Annotated in this window: 20 protein-coding genes; 8 read left to right on the top strand and 12 right to left on the bottom strand. The window is 67.3% G+C overall.

The window, feature by feature from the left end; translation table 11 throughout:
* Positions 1-28 precede the first annotated feature (28 nt).
* The 3 genes from KZX42_RS09985 to KZX42_RS09995 form a co-directional block, all read right to left on the bottom strand.
* Positions 29-919: a pentapeptide repeat-containing protein gene (locus KZX42_RS09985; RefSeq protein ID WP_248119096.1), complete on the bottom strand. Its 891-nt coding sequence runs from the start codon at positions 917-919 to the stop codon at positions 29-31.
* Between the two features lie 81 nt (positions 920-1,000).
* A complete protein-coding gene (locus tag KZX42_RS09990) occupies positions 1,001-1,495 on the bottom strand; it encodes a pentapeptide repeat-containing protein (protein WP_248119098.1) in 495 nt (164 codons plus the stop codon).
* Positions 1,496-1,552: 57 nt separating this feature from the next.
* Positions 1,553-4,180: a TSCPD domain-containing protein gene (locus KZX42_RS09995; RefSeq protein ID WP_248119100.1), complete on the bottom strand. Its 2,628-nt coding sequence runs from the start codon at positions 4,178-4,180 to the stop codon at positions 1,553-1,555.
* Between the two features lie 216 nt (positions 4,181-4,396).
* Here KZX42_RS09995 and KZX42_RS10000 point away from each other — a divergent pair, with 216 nt between their 5' ends.
* The 3 genes from KZX42_RS10000 to KZX42_RS10010 are packed head-to-tail and all read left to right on the top strand — an operon-like array spanning position 4,397 to position 5,811.
* Complete coding sequence (locus KZX42_RS10000) at positions 4,397-4,789, top strand: NADH:ubiquinone oxidoreductase subunit NDUFA12 (protein ID WP_248119102.1); 393 nt, start codon at positions 4,397-4,399, stop codon at positions 4,787-4,789.
* Positions 4,786-5,445 (top strand): DUF2155 domain-containing protein, encoded by a 660-nt coding sequence (locus KZX42_RS10005; RefSeq protein ID WP_248119104.1) that lies wholly within the window; start codon positions 4,786-4,788, stop codon positions 5,443-5,445. Before KZX42_RS10000 ends, KZX42_RS10005 begins: the two co-directional genes overlap by 4 nt.
* 21 nt (positions 5,446-5,466) lie before the next feature.
* Positions 5,467-5,811 (top strand): EF-hand domain-containing protein, encoded by a 345-nt coding sequence (locus KZX42_RS10010; RefSeq protein ID WP_248119105.1) that lies wholly within the window; start codon positions 5,467-5,469, stop codon positions 5,809-5,811.
* Between the two features lie 32 nt (positions 5,812-5,843).
* On the opposite strand, the gene lepB is transcribed toward KZX42_RS10010, so the two are convergent.
* The 5 genes from lepB to aroQ all read right to left on the bottom strand — a co-directional run bounded on the left by lepB (position 5,844) and on the right by aroQ (position 9,787).
* Positions 5,844-6,605, bottom strand: a complete 762-nt coding sequence (gene lepB, locus KZX42_RS10015) for a signal peptidase I (protein WP_248119108.1) — start codon at positions 6,603-6,605, stop codon at positions 5,844-5,846.
* A gap of 144 nt (positions 6,606-6,749) precedes the next feature.
* Complete coding sequence (aat, locus tag KZX42_RS10020; protein WP_282438887.1) at positions 6,750-7,475, bottom strand: leucyl/phenylalanyl-tRNA--protein transferase; 726 nt, start codon at positions 7,473-7,475, stop codon at positions 6,750-6,752.
* A complete protein-coding gene (gene accC / locus KZX42_RS10025; protein WP_248119110.1) occupies positions 7,445-8,797 on the bottom strand; it encodes an acetyl-CoA carboxylase biotin carboxylase subunit in 1,353 nt (450 codons plus the stop codon). The genes aat and accC overlap by 31 nt, the downstream gene beginning before the upstream one ends.
* Before the next feature lie 3 nt (positions 8,798-8,800).
* Positions 8,801-9,295 (bottom strand): acetyl-CoA carboxylase biotin carboxyl carrier protein, encoded by a 495-nt coding sequence (gene accB, locus KZX42_RS10030; RefSeq protein ID WP_248119112.1) that lies wholly within the window; start codon positions 9,293-9,295, stop codon positions 8,801-8,803.
* A gap of 45 nt (positions 9,296-9,340) precedes the next feature.
* Positions 9,341-9,787, bottom strand: a complete 447-nt coding sequence (aroQ, locus tag KZX42_RS10035; protein ID WP_248119115.1) for a type II 3-dehydroquinate dehydratase — start codon at positions 9,785-9,787, stop codon at positions 9,341-9,343.
* Between the two features lie 192 nt (positions 9,788-9,979).
* Between aroQ and thiS the strand changes: the two genes are divergently transcribed.
* Together thiS and KZX42_RS10045 are read left to right on the top strand one after the other, a co-directional pair.
* Positions 9,980-10,180, top strand: coding sequence for a sulfur carrier protein ThiS (gene thiS / locus KZX42_RS10040; protein WP_248119117.1), 201 nt, complete (start codon positions 9,980-9,982; stop codon positions 10,178-10,180).
* A 61-nt stretch (positions 10,181-10,241) separates the two neighbouring features.
* Positions 10,242-11,024, top strand: coding sequence for a HisA/HisF-related TIM barrel protein (locus tag KZX42_RS10045; protein ID WP_248119119.1), 783 nt, complete (start codon positions 10,242-10,244; stop codon positions 11,022-11,024).
* Positions 11,025-11,054: 30 nt separating this feature from the next.
* Here KZX42_RS10045 and KZX42_RS10050 read toward each other — a convergent pair whose 3' ends face one another.
* Positions 11,055-13,043, bottom strand: coding sequence for a peptidase M61 (locus tag KZX42_RS10050; RefSeq protein ID WP_248119122.1), 1,989 nt, complete (start codon positions 13,041-13,043; stop codon positions 11,055-11,057).
* Between the two features lie 855 nt (positions 13,044-13,898).
* Here KZX42_RS10050 and KZX42_RS10055 point away from each other — a divergent pair.
* Positions 13,899-15,374, top strand: coding sequence for a recombinase family protein (locus KZX42_RS10055; RefSeq protein ID WP_248119124.1), 1,476 nt, complete (start codon positions 13,899-13,901; stop codon positions 15,372-15,374).
* 199 nt (positions 15,375-15,573) lie between these two features.
* On the opposite strand, the gene KZX42_RS10060 is transcribed toward KZX42_RS10055, so the two are convergent.
* The gene (locus KZX42_RS10060; protein ID WP_248119127.1) at positions 15,574-16,119 is read right to left on the bottom strand and encodes a helicase; all 546 of its coding nucleotides are present in this window, start codon (positions 16,117-16,119) and stop codon (positions 15,574-15,576) included.
* Positions 16,120-16,220: 101 nt separating this feature from the next.
* On the opposite strand from KZX42_RS10060, the gene KZX42_RS17330 reads away from it, so the two are divergent.
* Together KZX42_RS17330 and chrA are read left to right on the top strand one after the other, a co-directional pair.
* Entirely contained in the window at positions 16,221-16,469 is a 249-nt protein-coding gene (locus KZX42_RS17330; protein ID WP_348983624.1) for a helix-turn-helix domain-containing protein, read from the top strand.
* Between the two features lie 165 nt (positions 16,470-16,634).
* Positions 16,635-17,828, top strand: coding sequence for a chromate efflux transporter (gene chrA, locus KZX42_RS10065; protein WP_248119129.1), 1,194 nt, complete (start codon positions 16,635-16,637; stop codon positions 17,826-17,828).
* Between the two features lie 95 nt (positions 17,829-17,923).
* Here chrA and KZX42_RS10070 read toward each other — a convergent pair whose 3' ends face one another.
* Positions 17,924-18,649 carry a DUF6118 family protein gene (locus KZX42_RS10070; RefSeq protein ID WP_248119130.1) on the bottom strand — a complete coding sequence of 242 codons (726 nt, stop codon included), beginning with the start codon at positions 18,647-18,649 and terminating at the stop codon, positions 17,924-17,926.
* 18 nt (positions 18,650-18,667) lie between these two features.
* Positions 18,668-21,658, bottom strand: coding sequence for a Ti-type conjugative transfer relaxase TraA (traA, locus tag KZX42_RS10075; RefSeq protein WP_248119131.1), 2,991 nt, complete (start codon positions 21,656-21,658; stop codon positions 18,668-18,670).
* Positions 21,659-21,948 lie beyond the last annotated feature (290 nt).

Here is a 21,948-nt window from a genome sequence, read left to right on the forward strand (position 1 = left end):
CGCCAGGCGGGCGTCCCCTTTTTGCTGTTCAGTTCCCGGCGACCGCGACGAAATTCCTGACCCGAGGCGGCACGGGCGGAGCCGGCGGGGTGCGGATCACCGTGATCGCACTGCTGCGGCAGGCCTGGGCGGTCAGTCCGCCGGGCAGGCGGGTCGAGCCGTCGCCGCACGCCGTCCTGATCTGGCCCTGCGTCAGGCCGCGCGCGCCGGACAGGTCGGCGCCGCGAATGTCCGTCCGGTGCATCGACGCCTCGGAAAAGTCTGTCCGGGAGAAACGTCCGCCGGTCAGACGGGCACCGTCCAGCGTCGATCCGGTGAAGCGGGCATTGCTGAAATCGCCGGACGACAGGTTGGAGGCATGGATTTCGGCGCCGGTGAAGTCGGCGCCCACGGCGACGACATTGGCCAGGGTCGCGCCGAACAGTTCCGCGCCGATGAACTTGGCGCCGGACAGGGTGGCGCCGTTGAAGTTGACCCCGTGCATTTGGGCGCCCGAGATTTCGGCTCGGCTCATATTGGCGCGCACGAAGCCGGCGCCCTGAGCCTCGGCCCCGGTCAGGACCGCGCTGGTGAAGTTGGTCGAGCTGAAGTTGGCCCCGATGATCTGGACGCCCGACAGATTGGCGCGGCTGAAGTCGCTGCCCGAGAAGTTGGAGCCCATCATCTCGGCGCCGCGCAGATTGGCCCCGACCAGGGTGGCGTTCATGAAGCTGGCGCCCGTGAAGGTGGCGCCCGACAGGTTGCGACCCGACAGTTCGCAGCGGTTGCACGATCCGCCCAGCGACACGGTTCGGGCCACGTCCCGGTCCTGCATCGACATCTCGACCCCGGCCATGGCGGGAGACGCCATCAGCGCCGCGCCCAGCGCCAGCAGGGCCAAGGAGGGTCGAAACCGGATATGTTCAGCGATCTGTTTCACGAGACCTGAATGCCCCGAAAGCCCCGCGCGACCTACTTAAATCGAGGTAACTTCGTTAAATCGAGGCAAGATCGGCGGCCCTCAGCAGGCGGGAATGCGAAGGCCGCGCGGCAAGACGGTGGAGCCGTCGCCGCACGCCTGGTTCAGCTGACCCTGCGTCAGGCCGGTGGCACGCGCCAACTGGGCGCCCGACAGGTTCGTGCCCGCCAGCGTCGCGCCCGAGAAATTCGCGCCTTCCAGATAGGCGCCCACGAAACTGGCGTTGGTCAGGTTGGCGCGCGTGAAGTTGGAGCCCGAGAAGACCCCGCCATAGCCTTCCACGTCGCGCAGATCGGCGCCGGAGAAGCGGGTGCGGTTCATCACGCTCAGGCTCATGTCCGACTGGCGCAGGCGCGAGCCGGCCAGGTTCAGTCCGCGCGCCTCCAGGCCCGAGAAATCCCCCTGGAACAGGTTGCAGCCGGCGCAGGAGGCGCCGCGCCGGACGCTGGCGATCTGGCCGGCGTTCTGGGCCAGGACGGGGGTCGCCACGACCAGCAAGGCGGTTGCGATCAGACCGAGAGAGAGTGTGCGTTTCATGGACCGGGCTCCGACGTTTGATCGTCCTGAAGCAAACCCTAGGCCATAACCCTTAACCTAGCCCTGATCCCCGCCCTTCAGCGCCGGCGCGGCCCCGCAGGTGTCGCAGGTCCAGCCGCCGCCGCGCTGTTGCAGGGTGAAGTCGCCGCAGGCGGGGCAGGCCACGGCCTCGCCCGACGTTGAGGCGCGGGCGTCCGGCTCGGTCTTCTTGCCGAACGGCAGGACCACCAGATTGTCGGGCGCGGACCCGCGCGCGAACCCCTTGGAGATGAAGCGAGCGGCGGGGACGGCCTCGCCCTGCGGCGCGCCGCCCTCCAGCCCGTCGCCGTCCAGGGCCTCGGCCTCGCCATTGGCCAGTTCATGCCGGTCCAGATAGGAGACGCCCAACTCGCGGAAGATGTAGTCCAGGATCGAGGTGGCCGAGCGGATGGAATCGTTGCCCGTCACGCGGCCCGCCGGTTCGAACCGGGTGAAGACGAAGGCGTCCACGAACTCGTCCAGCGGCACGCCGTATTGCAGGCCGATGCTGATCGCGATGGCGAAGTTGTTCATCAGGCTGCGGAAGGCGGCGCCTTCCTTGTGCATGTCGATGAAGATCTCGCCCAGTTCGCCGTCTTCGTATTCGCCGGTGTGGATATAGACCTTGTGGCCCCCCACGGCCGCCTTTTGGATATAGCCCTTGCGGCGGTCGGGCAGTTTGCGGCGGGCGCGCTCGCGCTCGACCACCCTTTCCACCACCCGTTCGGTCGCACGCGGCGCCTCGCGCGCCGGTTCGGGCCGAGCGGCCGTCTCGACGGCGGGCAGGGTCAGCAGCGGGCGGGCCGGCGGCTCGGCGCGTTGCAGCCGGATGGCGCGGCGGCCGTCCAGCGCCGCCTGACCCATCAGCCGCGCCGCCTGGCCCGCCGTGGTGCGCCAATGGGTGGTCTCGGGCGCGATGTCGGCCAGGTCGCTGAACGGCGTGATGGCCTGGCGCAGTTCGGCCGCCGCCCCTTCGGGATCGGCCAGCAGGGCGGCGACGGCCGCCGGCGCCTCGGGCCAGGTCGAGAGGTCGCCGTGACCGAACACCCAGCGCGCGGCGGCGGCCTCGGCCTCGTCCGACACCCCCAGCAGCGTCAGCAGCAGGCCGTCTCCGTCCTCGACGCCCAGCACGTCGCGGATAAAGCCGGCGTCCAGGACGGGGGCGGAGAAGACGGCGTCGAAATCCTCGGCCCAGGCCAGGGCGTGCTCGATGGCCGCCAGTTCGATGTCGGTGAAGCCCAGCGTCCGCAGCGCGGCATGATCCAGGCCCGGCGCTTCGACCAGGGTGCGGCGTCCGAAGACATGGCGTTCGGCCGCCTGGACGTCGCCGCCCGCCGCGCCCAGCGCCGCCGCCAGCGCCGGATGCAGCCGCCGCCCGATCTCGCCGTCCGCCGTCTGGAACACATCAACGGCGGCGATGCGCCCCCGGCCCAGCCGCAGCCGCGCCTCCGCATCGTCCACAAACAGGCCGATGGCCGAATGCCGTCGCGGACGGGGCTTCGCCTTCAGGGCCTTCAGCGCGGCCTCCGCAACGGGATCGTTTTCGCCCTGCAGCGCCCGGCGTCGGGCGGCCCGGGTCTCCTGGGCGGCGGCCTGCACCTCGTCCCAGTCGGGCGCCGCGCCCCGGAGGGCGGCCAGATCGGCCGAGGTCTCGCCCGCGGTCGCCGCGACCAGGGCCGCCAACGATTGAGCCTGCGCCGTCCGCGCCTCGCCCAACGGCGCCACGGCCTCCAGCAGCCCTTCCAGCCCCAGCGCCAGGACGCCAGGCGTGGGGCTCGACAGGTCCAGCGCCGTGATCAGCAATCGCGTCAGGGCGGCCAGATCGTCGGCGGTCTCGCCGTCCAGCGCCATCACGGCGGGCAGGTCGATGACCATGCGCGCGGTGGTCGGGGCCGTCGCCGTCTCCGCATCGCGCGGATCGAAGGCCAGGATCAGCCCGCCATCGAGCGCCGCCCTGGCAGCCAGCAGGGCCTCTGGCGCGCCCGCTGCGATCTGCGTCCGGTCGGCCAGCGCCACCAGGGGCGCGGCCTCTATGGCGGGGCCCAGGTCGGGCAGGGGACGTTCGCCGTCCACCGCCCGCAGGATGTCGGCGTCCGACGCCCCGCAACGCCGGGCCAGGGCCGCCGCCCGCCCCAGAGCCGGGTTGCGCGAAGGATCGCCGCAGTCGCCGCGCGGTCCCTCGCACCGACCCACCGCATCGGCGACCCCGGCCAGGGCGTCGGCCAGGGCTTGGGCCGCCTGGGCGCCCAGGCGCGCGGCGGAGCGGCGTCCGCCGTGATCGGCAAGGACGGCGGCCGCGCCCGGATCGTTCAGGTCCACCATACCCGTCGCCGCCGCGCCCGATCGCGCCGGCGCCGCCAGCCCCAGCCTGATGACGGCCGAAAGCTCATCGGCGAACACCGCGGCCTGGGCCGCATCGAACACACCCTCCGCCACGCCGGTCCTGGCCAGAAGGGCGGACCAGGCGTCCACGCCCCCATCCAGCCAGTCGCCGCAGGTGTCGTCGGACGGTCCCTGGGCCGCGATCCAGTCCAGCCAGGCCTCGATCTGCGCCTCCGACCAGCCGACGGGGGCCAGCACCGGCCGCACGCCGGCGGGCCGCTCCACGACGTGGTGCTCCATCGCGACTCGCCGGGCGCGAGGGGCGAAGACGGATTGATTGCGCATGGCGGTCTCTCCGATGGGTTCGCGCCAGCCTAGGTCCAAGACCGCACTTGTCCAATACATCTGGTGTCGCAGGGCCAGGTTGCCCACAAGATATCGATTCGACCTTTGACCCCGGCGCTGCCGCCTGAACGCTGGACGAAGAGGACGCGGGTTTCTATGATCCGCGCGAGCGTCGGGCCCTGAGTCCGACGAACCCTTACGGTTGGATTTCACGACGTGTTGAGCAAGATTTTCGGCTGGTGGGAGGGCGCCACGATCGGCACCCGCTTCACCATCGCCAAGCGCGGTCGCTTTGTCGGTCAGGACGAGAACGGCAATCGATATTACGAGAGCCGCGACAACGTCAGCTATGACGGCCGCAAGCGTCGCTGGGTGATCTATGACGGCTATGCCGAGGCGTCCAAGGTCACGCCCGACTGGCACGGCTGGCTGCATTACACCTTCGATCTGCCGCCGACCGAGCAGCCGCTGCCGCGTCGCGCATGGGAGAAGGAGCATCTGCCCAACCTGACCGGCACCCCCCTGGCCTGGCGCCCGCCCGGCTCGCTGGCCAACGAGGCCAAGCGCCCGGCCGCGACCGGAGACTATCAGGCCTGGACGCCCGAGTGAAAACCCGCCGGATCCTGATGGGCGCCGGCGCCCTGATCGGCGTGCTGAGCGCGGGGGCCGTCACGGCCAGCGTGCTTCAGGACGCGCCGCGCGATGCGCGCCCGGTCCAGGATCCCATCGGCGACATTCTGCGAAAGACTCCGGCGCAGCCGGCGTCGAACGTGCCGACCGAGACGCCGCCCGCCGGCGCGCCCGCCCCGCGCGCGCCCGTCGCGGTGACGCCGCCCCCGGCCGTCATCATCGCCGAGGACGCCGCCGTCGAGGAAAAGGCCGAGGAAGAGGTCAAGGCCGAACGCCCCGTCGCTGAAAAGGCCATCGACCAGCCCGCCACGCCCGGCCGTCGCCAGCGACGCAAGTTCGCGGTCATCCAGGCCATCGACAAGGTCACGGCCGAGACGATGAAGTTCGAGGTCGAGGTCGGGGGCCGGCCTGTGCGCTTCAACCGCAACCTGGTCTTCGCCGCCCGCGCCTGCGAGGTGACGACGCCGGACGAACTGACCGAAGATTCCATCGCCTATATGGACGTCTCGCTGCAGCCGCGAGGCCAGACCACGTCGCGCCAGATCTTCCGGGGCTGGATGTTCGCCTCGTCACCGGCGGTCAGCGGGGTGCAGAACCCCTATTACGACGCATGGGTGGTCGGCTGTAAGAACTGATCGACTGGCGAGAGAATCGGCATGGATCGCAAACGACCGTTGAAGAAGGACGAGACGGTGGAAGTCCGTCTGTCACACGCCGCCAAGACCGCCTTCATGGCCCGCTGCCAGGCCGAGGGCCGCACGGCCAGCGAGGCGATCCGCCGCTTCATCGACGCCGAACTGAACCAGACCGCCGCTCGACGCTCAATCCCCACCGGCTGGCGTCAGCTCGCCGCCGCCGCCTTGGCCGGCCTGGCTCTGGGCGCCGTCGCGGTCCCCGCCCTGGCTCAATCCCGGTCGGCCGCCCCCAGCCGGGCCGCCTTCGACCGTCTGGATCGAAACCACGACGGCGTGGTCAGCTTCGACGAGTATCGGGCGGGTTAGGCCGTCGTCTCCGTCGCCATTTGGGGGACGGTCTATCGCACCGGAACCAGGAAGCGGTCCCCTTGCAGGTTCAGCCAGGTCCACGGCTTGAACAGGCCGGCGCCGGGTTTCCAGGACGCCAGCACCATCGCCGCGCGGCCGACGATGTTCTCGGCCGGCAGCAGGCCCACGCCGATCTCCGGCGGCCAGCGGCTGTCCAGCGAGTTGTCGCGATTGTCGCCCATCATCAGATAATGGCTCGGCGGCACGCGGCGCGGCGGCGTGTCGTCGCCGGGCAGGCCCGGCCCGCCGTCATAGGTGACGTAGCTGCGACCGTCGGCCAGGGTCTCGCGCACCCGCTGCACCCGGCGCTGCGGCGCATCGTGATCGGCGACGAAATCCAGCCGCGTCTGGCGCACGGCCGCGCCATTGACGAAGACCACGCCGCCCCGCACCTGAACCGTATCGCCAGGCAGGCCCACGACCCGCTTGATCCAGACCTGCCTGGGATCGCGCGGCAGGCGGAACACCACCACGTCGCCGCGACGCGCCTGGGCCCCCATCAGCCGTCCCGGCCTGATCGACGACGCCAGCGGCAGCGACGCTTCGCTCCAGCCATAGGCGAACTTGGACACGACGATATAGTCGCCGGTCACCAGTCCCGGCTCCATCGACGAGGACGGGATGGTGAAGGGCTGAAACAGCAGAAGGCGCAACAGCGTCGCCACGATCAGGGCGACGACCAGCGTCAGGACGATTTCGCGGGCCTCTTTGAAGGCGGACGGGCGGGGCGGGGGTGTCGATGTGTCGGTCATGGCGCCATCGAGGCCGACACGCGGAACCGACGCCAGCGGATCCGTGTCGGGACAGGTCCGAAATCGTGTCCGGACAAGCCCTATAGCCTGCACCATTCGTCATTCCGTAGCGGCCCAGGACGACCCCGCACCCGGCAGGCGGCTTCAGCTGGGGGATGCGCCTGGAGCGAGCGCCGCCTCAACCGCCTCGGCGCCGGTCAGCGGCGCGAGCAGCGCCGCCTGGTCGGCCGTGACCTTCAGCGCGGGCGCCAACCGCCTCAGATAGGCCGCCTGCGGCGTCTCCACCGCGCCGAACTGGCTGAGGTGATCGGTCAGAAACTGGGCGTCCAACAGGGTCCAGCCGCCCTTCCTCAACCGCGCGACCAGATGCACCAGCGCCACTTTCGATGCGTCGCGCTCGCGGCTGAACATGCTCTCGCCGAAGAAGGCGCCGCCCAGGGATACGCCGTAAAGTCCGCCGACCAGCCGCTCGTCGCGCCAGCATTCGATGGAGTGGACATGACCCATGGCGAACAGGGCCGCATACAGCCGCCGGATCGGCGCGTTGATCCAGGTGTCTTCGCGATCCGGTCCTTGCGCCGCCGCACAGCCGTCCAGCACGGCTTCGAAGGCGGTGTCGATGCGCACCTCGAACGGCTCGCCCCGCACGGTGCGTCGCAGGCGGGCGGGGATGTGGAAGGCGTCCAGCGGTATGACGCCCCGCTGGTTCGGCTCGATGATGAAGACGCGCGGATCATCGCGCGCCTCGGCCATCGGAAACACGCCCCGGGCGTAGCAGGCCAGCAGGTCCTCGGGGCCGAAACCGCCGAAAGGCCCGCTGGCGCTGAAATCGGGGTCCGTCAGGCGTCGCCCTTCTGACGGGCAGCCCATTTCTCCAGCCAGTGGATATCGTAGTCGCCCGACAGGATGTCCGGCTCGGCCAGCAGCTTCTGGAACAGAGGGATGGTGGTGTCGACGCCGCCGATGACCACCTCGCCCAGCGACCGCTTCAGGCGTGCGATGGCCTCCTCGCGGTCGCGACCGTGGACGATGAGCTTGCCGATCAGGCTGTCATAATAGGGCGGGATCGAATAGCCGGCGTAGATGGCGCTATCCAGACGCACGCCCAGGCCGCCCGGGGCGTGGAAGTCTGTGATCTTGCCCGGCGACGGGGTGAAGGTCTCGGGGTTCTCGGCGTTGATCCGCACCTCGATGGCGTGGCCCTTGAACTCGATGTCGTCCTGGGTGAACGACAGCGGCAGACCGGCGGCGATCCGCACCTGTTCGCGCACCAGATCGACGCCGGTGATCATTTCCGTGACCGGGTGTTCGACCTGCAGGCGGGTGTTCATCTCGATGAAGAAGAACTCGCCGTCCTCCCACAGGAATTCGATGGTGCCGACGCCAAGATAGCCGATGGCGGCGATGGCCTTGTTGACCGTTTCGCCGATCTTCTTGCGACCTTCCGCCGACAGGGCGGGCGAGGGGGCCTCTTCCAGCACCTTCTGGTGACGGCGTTGCAGCGAGCAGTCGCGTTCGCCCAGGTGGACGACATTGCCGTGGCTGTCGGCGATGACCTGAATCTCGATGTGGCGCGGCTTCTGGAGGTAGCGCTCCATATAGACGGCGCCGTTGCCGAAGGCGGCCTTGGCCTCGGATTGGGCGGTCTGGACCGCCTCGACCAGGTCGTCGGGCGTCAGGGCCACCTTCATGCCGCGTCCGCCGCCGCCCGCCGCCGCCTTGACGATCAGCGGGAAGCCGATGGACTTGGACGCCTCGATGGCGGCCTCGACCGTCTCGACCTCGCCGTCGGAACCGGGGACGACGGGGATGCCCGCGTCCTTGACGGTCTGTTTGGCGCTGATCTTGTCGCCCATGACCCGGATATGATCGGGCTTGGGACCGATGAAGGTCATGCCGTGCGCTTCGACGATCTCGGCGAAGCGGGCGTTCTCGGACAGGAAGCCATAGCCGGGGTGGATGGCCTGGGCGCCGGTGATCTCGGCCGCCGCGATGATCGAGGGGATGTTCAGATAAGACTTGGCGGCCGAGGCCGGGCCGATGCAGACGCTCTCATCCGCCAGTCGCACCCACATGGCGCCCCTATCGGCCTCGGAATGGACGGCGACAGTGGAGATGCCCATCTCCTTGCAGGCCCGGTGGACCCGCAGGGCGATCTCGCCGCGATTGGCGATCAGAACCTTGGTGAACATGGCTTACGCCTCGAGCAGGACGAGGGCTTCGCCGAACTCGACCGGCTGGGCGTCGCCGACCAGGATGTCGGCGACCACGCCGTCGCGCGGGGCCTGGATCGGGTTCATCGTCTTCATCGCCTCGACGATCAGCAGGGTCTGGCCCTTCTTGACCTTGTCGCCCGGCTGGACGAAGGCCGGCGCCTCGGGCGAGGGCTGAAGGTAGGCGGTGCCGACCATCGGCGACTTCACCTCTTCGCCCGCGCGGGCGACGATGGCGGCGGGATCGCTGGGCATGGCGGCAGGCGCAGCAGCGGCGGCGGCGGGCGCGGCGGCGACCGCAGCGGGTGCGGCGGCGTACTGGACCGGGGCGGCGTTGACGGTGATTTCGCGCGCGACGCGGATGCGCAGTTCGCCGCGTTCGACCTCGACCTCGGTCAGGTCGGTCTCGTTCAGAATCTCGGCCAGCTGGCGAACCAGAGCGGCGTCGATTTCGGCGTGTTTCTTGTCATCGGCCATTGGAATGCGCCTTGTCTTTCGTGTGTGTAAGCGAACGGGCGGCCCTCAGGGCCGTTCCCGGATCAGGGTCAGGGCCGCCTGGACGGCCAGTTCATAGCCGGTCGCGCCGAAACCGGCGATGACGCCGGTCGCCGCGGACGACACATAGGAGTGATGGCGAAACGTCTCGCGCGCCGCCGGATTGGACAGATGCAGTTCGATCACCGGGATCGACAGCATCTTCAACGCATCGTGCAGGGCCACCGAAGTGTGGCTGTAGGCCGCCGGATTGATGATCAGGGCGTCGGCGCCCTCTCGCGCTTCCTGAATCCAGTCGACCAGCGCGCCCTCGTGATTGGTCTGGCGAAACACGACCTGCGCGCCGCCCGCCGCCTTGACGCACCGCTGCTCGATATCCGCCAGGGTGTCGCGGCCATAGATGTCAGGCTCCCGAACCCCGAGCAGGTTCAGGTTGGGGCCGTTCAGCACATGAATGACGGGCGTTTCGGCCATGGTCCCAGGAATCGATCCGGCGCAGTGCGGCGCAAGAGGGGCCTTTTAGCGGACGCTGGGCTTGGGTCAAACGGTCGGCGTATCGAAGTTTACGCCGAGGCAGGGGTGTCGGATGGGGTTCGCCGGGCGCCGTACTCTGGCGAAGTCGCCCGCCGCCGTCTATCTGCGCAGCACGCCAGACGGAGAGCCGCCATGAACCAGATCCAATTGAACGGCGAACCCCGCCTGGTCCAGGCCGCCACCATCCTGGCCCTGGTCGAGGAACTGGCGCTGGACCCGCGCAAGGTGGCGGTCGAGCGCAATCTGGAAATCGTGCCCCGCTCGCTCCACGCCTCCACCCCCATCGCGCCCGGCGACCACATCGAACTGGTCCAGTTCGTGGGCGGGGGCTGATCGCGATCAAATCGGGCAACGACGGCTTTCCCTGAGGCCATCGGAGGCTTAGGTCAGCCCCATGACCGATACAGCCTCCGAAACCTGGTCCGTCGCGGGCCGCACCTTCACCTCGCGCCTGATCGTGGGCACGGGCAAATACGCCGACTACGCCCAGAACGCCGCCGCCGCCGAGGCTGCGGGGGCCGAGATCGTGACCGTGGCCGTGCGCCGGGTGAACCTGTTGGACCCGACCCAGCCGATGCTGGTCGACTATGTGAAGCCGGACCGCTTCACCTTCCTGCCCAACACCGCCGGCTGTTTCACCGGCGAGGATGCGGTGCGGACCCTGCGTCTGGCGCGCGAGGCGGGGGGATGGAGCCTGGTCAAGCTGGAGGTGCTGTCCAACACCGCCCACCTGTATCCCGACATGATCGAGACGCTGCGGGCGCTGGACCTGCTGATCAAGGACGGGTTCGACGTCATGGTCTATTGCACGGACGACGTGGTGATGGCCAAACGGCTGGAGGACGCCGGCGCCGCCGCCATCATGCCTGCCGCCGCTCCGATCGGTTCGGGTCTGGGCATCCAGAACGAGGTCAATGTTCGCCTGATCGTGGAGCAGGCCAAGGTTCCGGTGCTGGTCGACGCCGGCGTGGGCACGGCCTCGGACGCGACTCGCGCGATGGAGCTGGGCTGCGACGCCGTGCTGATGAACACCGCCATCGCCGGGGCCAAAGATCCCATCCGCATGGCCCGGGCCATGAAACACGCGGTCATGGCCGGCCGCGACGCCTATCTGGCCGGTCGGATGGCCAAGCGGATGTACGCCGACCCGTCGTCGCCGCTGGCGGGGCTGATCTGACCTTCCGATATCGGGCGCCGGGTGACAGCCTCAGCGCCGCCGGGGCGCCAGGATGTCGGACAGGCGGTCGGGGGTTCCCTCGATCCGTTCCAGGCGCGGATAGCGCAGGCCGTCGTGGTAGGCGAAGGCGACGGTGCGGAAACGGTCGCCGGATTTCAGCAGCAGTTCGAGAGGGGCGTCCGTTCCCTTGGCGGCTGTGACGGCGTTGCGGAGGACCTCGGCCGAGGCGGCCTTGCCGTTGACGGCGACCAGCGTCCAGCCGGCGCCGACGCCTTGTTCGAAGGCGGGGCCGCCCCAGCGGATATTGGTCAGCTTGTCGCCCGACAGGGTGAAGCCCAGCGAATACTGGAAGTCGTTGGCCCAGCCGCTCTGAACCGCCTTTTCGTCGGCGTTGGGCGTGTCGGTGTAGGTCAGGCGCCAGCCGGCGCGGGCCAGGCCGTCCAGCGGCGCGCGGGCGTCTGGGCCGACGGCGTCGAGGCGGCTGCGTAGGAAGGCGGCCCAGTCGTGCGGATAGACGGCGTTCAGGGCCGCGACCACATCCTGGAACGTATAACCCTGCGGCGCCCATTGGCCGTCGTCGTGGCCGAAGAAGGCGCGGGCGAAGTCGTCGAGGGATTTGCGACCGTTCGTGCCTTCGCGGATCAGGGTGTCGGCGTCCAGCCAGACCAGCAGGCTCTCTCGGTAATAGTCGCCGGTGCCGCGCATCCATGACGGATACTGGCCCGTCACCCGATAGCCCAGCAGGTTGTGGTTGTTGGTGTCCTGAAGCGCGCGCCACTGGCGGCCCGGCTGCTGGTCGTAGAAGGCCGCCACATTGGCCAGGGTGGCCAGGGCGACGCCCTTGGAATGCAGGCCGGCGCGGGCGGCCAGCACGTCGCCCCAGTATTCGGTCTGACCCTCATAGACCCACAGGAGCGTGTTCTGGGTCGGGACGTTGTGGTTGGCGGTCAGTTCGTCCGCCGGACGCATGAACTTGCCGTTCCAGGAGTGGGCGTATTCGTGGGGCAGGAGGCCCCGGTCGCCCGCGCTCTTGGCCCAGTTGGTGAAGAAGTCGGGGGCGCCGGTGTTCTCGGACGAGCGATGATGCTCCAGCCCGATGCCGCCCATCTGGTCGGTCAGGGCGAACAGGAACTCGTAGTGGTCGAAGTGGCGGGCGCCGAACAGGCGGTCGGCCTGCTGGACCATGTTCTCGAACAGCTTCAACTGGTCGTCCGTGGCGGCCAGACCCTTGGCCTCGTCGGCCAGGATATTCAGGTGGACCCTTGATTCAGACGGGGCGCCGCTGGGGTCGATGTCCACGCGGCGATAATGGGCGCCGGCGAAGATGGGGCTGTCGATCAGGGTGTAGAGGTCGGTGGGGGCGAAGGTCGCCACGTCGCCGTCCTGGGACGCCGTGGTCAGGGCCGTGCCGTATTTCCAGCCGGCGGGCAGGACGACCGAGGGGGCGACCTGGATCTGGCGGCTGAAATAGCCGGCCGGATAGAGGATGGCCTTCTCCCATTGCAGATTGACCATGGCCGGGGTCATCAGCACGCGCCAGTTGGAGCTGTCGGGCTGGGTCAACTGCTGGAACGCGACGTGGATGCTGGTCACGCCTGCCGGGATGTCGAGGTGAAAGGCGTAGGGGTCCAGCGTGTCGCGCAGCCATTCGATCCGCTGGCCATTGGCGGTCACGGTCAGGCCGGACAGCAGCTGGATGGGGCCGGTGGCGGCGTGGTTGCCGGGCAGGAACTTCGGATAGAGCAGGGTCAGCGGACCGGCGGCGGCGACCGGGATGGTCTGGCGCACCCGGATGATGCGGCGGTCCAGATCGGTGATGTCGGCGCGGTACTGGATGACGCCGGGATAGGGCTTGTCCTGCGGCGTGGGGATGGCCGGCTGGGCGCGGGGCAGGGCCAGCGGCGCCTGGGCGGCGTCGGTGATGACGGGGGTGGACCGGAAGGTCTGAGCCATCGCAGGTGCGGCGGCGGTCGTCATCAGGACGGCGAGGCAGGCGGCGGTCAGGCGGGTACGCGGCATTCGGTCATCCAGGCATGAAGGCAGGCGCGCACCGTCGAGGGCGTCGGGCGATGCGTCAAGGGACAGATGGCCGCGACTTAAACCCTCTCACTTTGGGAGAGGGCTTGAGCCTCGGAGAGCCGCAGGCGATCCGCAAGGCGAAAGGGCGAGGGTCGGGTGGTGCGACTTGGCCCGCGACCCGACCCTCATCCGACCCCTTGGGGGGCCGCCTTCTCCCATTGGGAGAAGTATAGGCTCCTTGATCCCGCTTAACTCTCTGTAAAACAGAATAATCTTATCGGAGAGAAGTGCCGTGTAGAGTTCGTGTAGATAATTCTGCACGTTGCCCACAAAAGATGGCTGGAGTCGCTGGCGGCGTCCACTGGTTTGGGCTGCTGTCAGCGTCAGCGGTTGGGCTCGATATGGCACCAGGCGAAGGCCGCCGCAGCCGCTCCTGCGCCCAACGCGCGGAAGTCTCGCCAGCCAAAGGAGTGACGGGGACCCGGCTGCAACGAGCATCGCGAGAGAAGCTGGGCGGAAGGCTCTTCGGAGTGCGCCGGGGGCGACGCCCCAAGTCTCTTGCGATAGGGATTGTCACCCGAGAGGGACGAGATCTCTGGCAGCGTCGGAAGCTCGTGGCGCAGCCTAAAGCCCTCCTGCGCCCCAGCGCAGATCGCCATGAACTTCAGTGCCTGAAATACCCAAGCGGGCGAACGGTGCGCGCACGGCAAAGCCCCAAGCCTGTTGCGCTAGGGCGACCGTCCGAATGGAATGAGATCGCCAGGGCGGCCTAAGCCCAACCATCCACTCTAACTCGCTTTGACAATCAAAAGTCGTCCGAGTGCTGATGTTCAGATCCATCAGATATTGCGGGAGATGAACATGCAGGCCTCGCCGATTAAAGCAGCGCAGTACGTGCGAATGTCGACTGAGCGACAAGAATACTCACCCACGTTCCAGAAGGCGACCAACGAGGCCTTTGCGGTCGAACATGGGATGCAGATCGTTCGGACTTACGAAGACGCCGCCGTGAGTGGGGTCTCTCTCCGTAACAGAGACGGTCTAAAAGCCCTTTTAGCCGACGTGCTTTCAGGGGACAGCGGGTTCACCTGCGTCCTTGTTTACGACGTCAGCCGATGGGGCCGGTTCCAAAATTCCGACCAGGCCGCCTACTACGAGTTCATGTGCGTTCAGGCGGGCGTACCTGTCCTCTATTGCGCTGACGGTTTTAAAAACGACGGCAGTCCGATGTCGCAACTGATGAAGCATATCAAACGGACCATGGCGGGACAGTACAGCCATGACCTTTCCGAGAAGGTGACACGCGCTCAGCGTGGACTATTGGCCCAAGGATTCTGGACCGGAGGGCGGGCTCCGCTCGGCTTGCGGCGGATATTCACGCGCAGTGATGGCACGATGCTCGCCGCACCATCGGGTTCGTTCGTCCGTAAACAGCAAGGTGTGCGAACCAAGCTCATCCTGGGACCGGACGCCGAGGTGGAGTTCGTGCGTCGAATATTCGCGCTCTATCTTCGTCCGAAGGCGACCACTGTGAGCGTCGCGCGAAAACTGACGGCAGATCAGGACGTGAATGCTGAGTGGGGTGATTGGTCAGCCAGACGAGTGCGGTACATCCTCGATAACCAGGCCTACATCGGCAAACTCATCGGCGGGCGTTACTCCAGACCAGTCGGCGTCAAGTCTGGGGGCGCCCTGCCTCGCGCCGACTGGATCGTCGTGGATGACGGCGTTCCCCCAATCGTGACAAAGGATGTCTTCGAGGCTGCACAACGAAAGCGCCAGCGCAACCGAACTCCTGTTGCTTTTAAAGCCGCGCTCGCCGATCTGCGGCGCGTTGGCGCCGACCATGGCTACATCAGTCAGGGCCTCATTCGACGCTTCGGCCGATGGAGCCCCGGCGTTTACTACCGGCAAGTCGGCCCTATGCCGGTCATTCGCGATCTACTGAACCTGCCCGTGCCGGCCAAGTTTGCGAACCATCACCTTTTTAAGGGCGACATGAACCGTCACGGCCGAGGCAAGCCGAGATATTCGATGGACGATTTGCACCAGCACCTGAAACGGGCCTTTGCCGAGCATGGCAGCCTGTCGCGTGAGATACTGGACGCTTACGGTACGCCCAGCACCTACACGATCTACCGTCGCTACGGCTCAATGGCCGCCGCGTATCTGGCCGCTGGTTATCAGCCGAGTGGGCTTCAACTCCAGAAAATGGCGGAGCATCACTCCTCGGAAATCCTGACCGCCCGCGCGAGGCGAGCCAGTGCGGTAGCAAATGCCGCCTCCGCAGCGTCCGGGGCTATCCCAAGTTGCGATCCGATCTCGCCGTAGGTGAGCCCCCCGAAACGATGGAGAACGAACACGTCGCGAAGGTTGGTAGGCAGTCGCAGGATCGCCGCCTTAAGGACATCCGCAGAGCTTCTTGCACGTCGGCGTTTTGGCCGGGACTTTGGCGTTGTCATCCGCTCGTCCTCCAGTCGATTCCGATGATGGCTCGATCATTAGCAGCACGTCGTCGATCGCCTTCCGGCTAGGCGTTCAACAAGTTCATGGAAGTTCCTTGGGAGATCGCGATGAGGTCCATCCGCGATCTCGTGATCATTGCGTGGGCCTCCGGATGGTCCTCGGGCCAGATCAGACGCTCAACGACTGCCAGCCGCGCAACGATCGCCTCCAAGGTCGCCGCGCTTGAATCAGGGATCGCCTCTAGAAGACGCTCACGCTTGTCGAATAGCGTGGTCAAGATGCCGTCTATGTCGCGAAGCTCTTTGGACCATGGCAAAGCCTGCTGTTCAGTCGGCGTGAGGTTGCACCACGAATGCTCCCGGATCAGCCAGCCTTCCAGTTTCGCCCAACGGGTCTGGAGACGCTCTATCTGGGCATCGACGGCCAGCCAGTTTCTGCACCGCCGCGTCGCTACGTCCGAAGCGGCATCGGCGGCGGGAAGCAGGGCAGCGGAAGCGGCAGCCGGATTGGCCGCCCCAAACGCAACGGCCGATGTGCCGGCGATGAGCGCGCGCCTGGAAAGTGCAGGCAGGCGCGCGTCCTCGATGCCCGTCTTTCGACGCGAGCCCATGACTAATGCCTTCCAATCAACTATGATTATTTTATAATCGCCGAAGGCAAGTGCCGTGTCAATATAAAATAGTCTTTCATGATAATAAAATCATCATTGCTGTGCTGACATCCCCACAAATCAAGGCCGCGCGCGCCCTCCTCGGTTGGAGCCAGCCTTCGTTGGCGAAGGCGTCGGGCCTCTCGCTGCCCACCATCGTGCGTATGGAGAGCCAGCTCGGTCCGGGGCGTAGCTCTGCCGCTAATGTCGAAGCTGTTCAGCTGGCTCTTGAAACCGCTGGGGTCACCTTCCTGGAAGGGACAAGCGAGTCGGGGCCGGGAGTGCGCCTAAAACGCGGACTTGAAGGATGATGACTTAGTTAGACGCCGCTGGAAGCAGACCTCCGTTATGTCGTCTACGGGGGGGTTAGCGGAAATCGTCCCACGACGACCTTGGGCCTTCCTTCTAAGGTCTGCCTGACACATAGCGAGCGGCCCGCTGTCGCGCCGCGCGTGCTTGGAGATAGGAGCAAGGTGATGGCCGCTGCACGGGAAGAAGCGATTGCTCCTCGCCTTACGCTCATCGCCCTGTTCCTGAAATTTCTGCACTTCGGCGTCCTGGCATTCGGCGGGCCTGTCGCGCAGATCGCCATGATCCGACACCAGCTCGTTGAGCATGAGCGATGGATTTCCAGTGCACGGTTTAACCGCCTGCTGGCGGTAATGCAGGCGCTTCCCGGTCCAGAAGCGCATGAGCTTTGCGTACACATGGGGATGTTGGCGCGTGGCCGCATAGGCGGCGTTCTAGCGGGCCTCGGGTTCATGTTGCCGGGCTTTATCCTTATGATGCTGGCGGCATGGGCCTATGACGTCTTGGTCGCCGGTCGCGCTGTCTGGACCGGTGCGCTGCTCGGGGTTCAGATCGTCGTGGTGGCGCTCATCATCAGGGCGGTGCAGCGGATCGGGCGGCACGTCCTTGAAGACCGAATGCTGTGGTTGCTGGCAGGCCTCGGCTTTGCGTCCAGCCTCATCGGCGCGCCGTTCTGGATACCGCTCGTCGCTGGAGGCCTGATCTACGGGTTCAGCGGACGACCCTGGATCGCTTTGGGCGTCGGTATGGTCGCCGTTGCGCTATCTGTCATCCTGCACTCAGTCGGGATGACTGCGGCTATCAAGGTCAACGGCCCTATCACTGAAGCGGGAACGCTTGATCTGTTTGTTGCAGGTCTCAAGGGCGGGCTTCTGACCTTTGGCGGGGCCTACACAGCCATTCCCTACGTTCGTGCCGATACCGTGGGACGGGGATGGCTGTCCGACGGCGCCTTTCTCGACGGTGTCGCCTTGGCTGGAGTGTTGCCCGCGCCACTGGTGATTTTCGGTACTTTCGCCGGCTATGTCGCAGGCGGTTGGACCGGAGCCTTGGCGGTGACAGCGGGCATCTTCCTGCCGGCCTTCGCCTTCTCCCTGATACTGTTCGAACGGTTGGAAGCCGTGGTGGACAACCCGGCGCTGCACCGCGTGTTAGCTGGGGTCGCAGCGGCCGTGGTTGGAATCATTGGCGCGACCTGTCTCCAGCTGACGTGGTCAACGGCTGAACGTGCGCCGATCCTTTGGGGCGCTGCCCTCATTTTCCTAACAGCACTGGCAGCGGTGTGGCTGGCGAAAGGGAAGTGGGCGGCGCCGCTACTTATTGCGTCTGGCGCTCTCGCAGGGAGATTGATCTTCGGCTGACGGCCTGTGCCTGGGAGTGTAGCTAACGTGCAGGTCCGCAATGGGTCGATGTCAGTCATGATCATCAATGCCCGAAGCAGACTTCTGCTAAGCCCCTAAGAGATCATGGGTGGCAGCACTAGGCTGCTACTCTGGTAGCGGTCTGCTACCGAATCCTTCGGCGGCGCCACCGTCACCGTGCACCGCTGCACCTTCCCGCTGTCGATCGCCGCCGCCCGGCACGTCTCAAGGGCGTCCCGGTTCTCGTCGGCAAGCCGGGCGTCCGCGACGATACGACCCCAGCCCATCGGATTCGCCGCCCGCATTAACGCTCCGCCCGCCGTCCAGCGATCCTCCCGCATCACCAGAGCCGCCACCCGCGTGTTCAGCCCGAACGGCAAGACGCCGGCGAGGATCGGCGAAAGCAACAGCCCGACCGCGAACGCCACGCCCCCGATCCAGCCCAGCAACCGGACCTGCCTATCCTTCGCCCAGGCCTGACCGATGAGGCCGGAGAGCCGCGACCGCTCGCGCTCCGCCTCCTGCGCGGCGCGGTCCAGCCTCTGCGCCGCCTCCCGCACCAGCGCCGAACCCGCCCTCGCGATACCTTGGCCCTGCTGCTCGGGCGTGAGGTTAAGCGCAGGCGAGGCCAGCACCGTCTCCAACGACTGACCGATCTCGTCGAGACCCTTGCCGAGTATCGCGAGATCCTGACTGTAGTCAGGCGGCCGCTTCTCCCGGATCGCCGCTGGAAGGCCCTCGATAGCGCGGCGCAGCACCGAGACCTCGGCCCGCAGGTCCTCGAACGCCTGGGCCGGGTCGCCCGCTTGATCCTCCGCCATCCTCGCCTCCTGACTTCGTTACAACGACAGGCCCCGATGCAAGTCCCGCCCGATCTGCTGGGTCGCCTGCTGCACGCTACGCGCCGAGATCACCCGACCGAGGGTCGAACTCTGGCCCATTCCCAAGTCCTGCGCCCGCGACCGCACCAGCGATGCCAGCTGCGGATCGCGCTTCAGCGTGCCCGCCATCGCCTTCATGCGCGCCTCCACGCGTTGGCGTTCGCCTCTGTGCCGCCACCCGTCCAGCCGGTCATGCTGCGTTTCCAGCCGCTTCCAATCCTTCACCAACCGGTCGGCCTTCAAGATCGGATCATGCCGCACCCGCGATTCGCGGCGGATAGCACCCGCCAGCTCGGCACCGCGTTCAGACCCGCGAAGATCCCGCATGGCGCGCCAGGTTGAGGGCTCATGACGCAAGGCGTTATGCAGGTCGCGCGTCGCCCCCGGCCTCGTCTGATCCAGCACCGCCCCGGCCTCGCGCAGTTCGCGCTTCTGATATTCAAGCACGGGCAGCTTCTGGGCGCGCATCCGCTCGGTATCGTCCATCGCCCGCGCATAGCGCTCCACCGAAACCTCCAACGTCTGCGCGGGAACGAGAGCCGTTCGCCTCGGCCCGGACGACGACAGGCCTTCCACGCGGCTGAACTGCGGCGGCGCCGCGCGCTTGTTTAGGGTCAACCCGTCGAACAGCCCCCGTTTGCGAGATTCGGCGTCGTGACCCGTGGCGCGGGTCGGCGCTTCGAGGCCGCGCCGTGCGGCATAGTCCAGCGTGGTTTCCTTGAGCCCCGTCCGCGAAAGCCGCGCCGACAAAGCGTCCAGATCCTTGAACTCATTCCGGTCGGCATAGAGGGTCGCCGCCTCCCGGTGGCGGGTCATGGCGACATAGGTCAGGTGCCGGTCCATCGTGCCGGACGCCAGCACATGGGTCCGGTCCACCGTCGCGCCTTGGGCCTTATGGATAGTGGTGGCGTAGCCGTGATCCACGGCAGCATAGTCCGCCATCGACACCGACACGACGCGGCCTTGGCCGGGTCCCTTGGCGCTGTCCAGGCGGACCTCAAGCCGACCGGGCTCGGCCCGCGCCACAGTGCCCAGCATGCCGTTCTTCACGCCGAGGTCGCGGTTGTTCTGCCGGAACAGGATCCGGTCCCCGGCGGCGAAGGCCCGTTCGCCCTCGGTCGTCTGATAGACCTGCTCGCCTTCAAGCTCGCCCCGGTCCTGCCGCACGGCGCGGACCGCGTCGTTCAGCTCCGCCACGTCCGCGCGGCGGTGCGCCAGCACCAGCCGCGAGCCCTCGGGCCGGGCGTCCATGTCGGCGATCACGTCGGCGACGATGGCGCTGCGGGCCGCGCTGAGATCTGCCTCGAACCGGATCGTGCCGCGCTCGGCGTAAGCCGTCAGACCCTCGGCGGTGCGGTGGCGAGCGAAGTCCACCGACGCGTCCCGCTGCCAGTCTTCGCGCTGTCGGCGGATTTCGCCCAGCTCGACGAAGCCGACACGCTCGGCCACCGCACGGAAAGCCGCGCCGGGGCCGATCGGCTGGAGCTGTTCCGGGTCGCCCACTAGGACCACCTTGGCGCCGGACCGGTCGGCCTGCGCCAATACCCGCGAGAGCTGGCGGCTTCCGACCATCCCGGCCTCGTCGATCACCAGCACGCTGCCCGGGCCAAGGGTGTCGCGACCGTGCTCCCAGCTCCGTTCCCAGCTCGCCAGCGTCCGCGCGGCGATCCCCGAGGACTCCTCCAGCCCTTCAGCCGCCTTGCCCGCCAGCGCCGCGCCCATCACCCGGTAGCCGTCGGCCTCCCACGCCTGACGCGCGGCGCTGAGCATGGTGCTCTTGCCGGCGCCCGCCATGCCGACCACGGCCCCGATCCGTTCGGGACCGGTGAGGTGTCGGACCGCCTGGCTCTGCTCCCCGGACAGGAAGGGCCGCTCGGCGAGAGCGCGCTCGGTGTGCTGTCGGCCGACGCCGAACGTCCGGCTGTCCGCCATCCGGTCGGCGCTGTCGGCCATCGACTGTTCGACGGCGATCATCTCCGTGGTGGAGTAGCGCACCGGCTCCAAAGTCCGGCCGAACTCATCCCTTTGCTCGGGGCGCAGTTCGACCAGGGCGGGCGACGCCATGGCTCTGGCGAAGGCCCGCTGGAAAGCGTCGGGATCATCGACGTAGCGGTGGATCACCCTGGCCACATCGGTGCGGTCGAACACGCTCTTCTCGTTCGTGACCAGGCTCAGCGCCTGCTCGGGTTTCTCGCGGATCAGTCGGGCGTTGCGCTGCGCCTGGTCCGCGTCCTGACGGGCGCGCACCACGGACTTGCCGCGCCGGTCCATCTGGGTGGCGTGGACGCCCATATGCTGGGTCGGTTCGATCTCCAGACCACAGGCCTGATGAGAGCGATGATCGACGCGGAGGTCGTGACCCGCCAACGCCAGATGGCGGTTGGCCCGATCCTCCCAGTCCAGACGTAAATCGCGCAGCTGATCGTGCGAGGTCGGCAGGCCGAGCGCGATCAGCCGCTTGTTCTCCAGCTCCATCTCGGACTTCTCACCGAGGCCCTCCCGTTCGACCTTGCGGGTGGTCAGCAGAATGTGGGCGTGGTGGTTGCGCACGTCGGTGTCGCCGTGCGGACTGTGGATCGCAAAATCCACTGCCACCCCGTAGCGATCGGCCAGCCCCTGAGCGAACTCCCGTGCCAGCGCCAGCCGCTGCTCGGGCGTTAGTTCATGCGGCAACGCGACCTCGACCTCGCGGGCCACACGCGCGTCCTTGCGCGCCTCGGCGAACTCCGCCGCATTCCATAGGGTCGAACGGTCTTTCGCCCACTCGGCGTCCACGCCTTCGGGCAGAACGATCTCGGTGTACTCGACGCCACGACGAGCGGTGAAGTCGTGGGTCTGGCCGTCGCGTTCGTTCGTCAGCTTCTGCGAGGCGCGATAGGCCGCCGCCGCGACGGCGCTGCGCCCGCTCGCGCGGCTGATCGGCTTCATCGCTAGATGATAGATCGCCATGACGACCTCCCAGCAACCGCGATTGCAGCCGCCCCGATGATGGTCAGGGGGGGCGGCCAGTCTGGCGGGCCGAGGAAACGCAAAGCCAGGTTGCAACCTGGGTCCGTCGATCTCAAAATACCAAGCCCTGAGTTGCGCAGCAACTCGTAAGTGCGCCCTTCGCTAGGCTCAGGACCCATTGAAGTGAGGCGTGCGATCTGATTCAGGCTCCTGAGGAGTCTGGATATGAGCGACCTGTATTGGCTGACGGACGAGCAGATGGCTCGGCTGGAGCCCTTCTTCCCCAAGAG

This window comes from Brevundimonas sp. EYE_349 (assembly GCF_023147505.1).
Taxonomy (GTDB): Bacteria; Pseudomonadota; Alphaproteobacteria; order Caulobacterales; family Caulobacteraceae; genus Brevundimonas.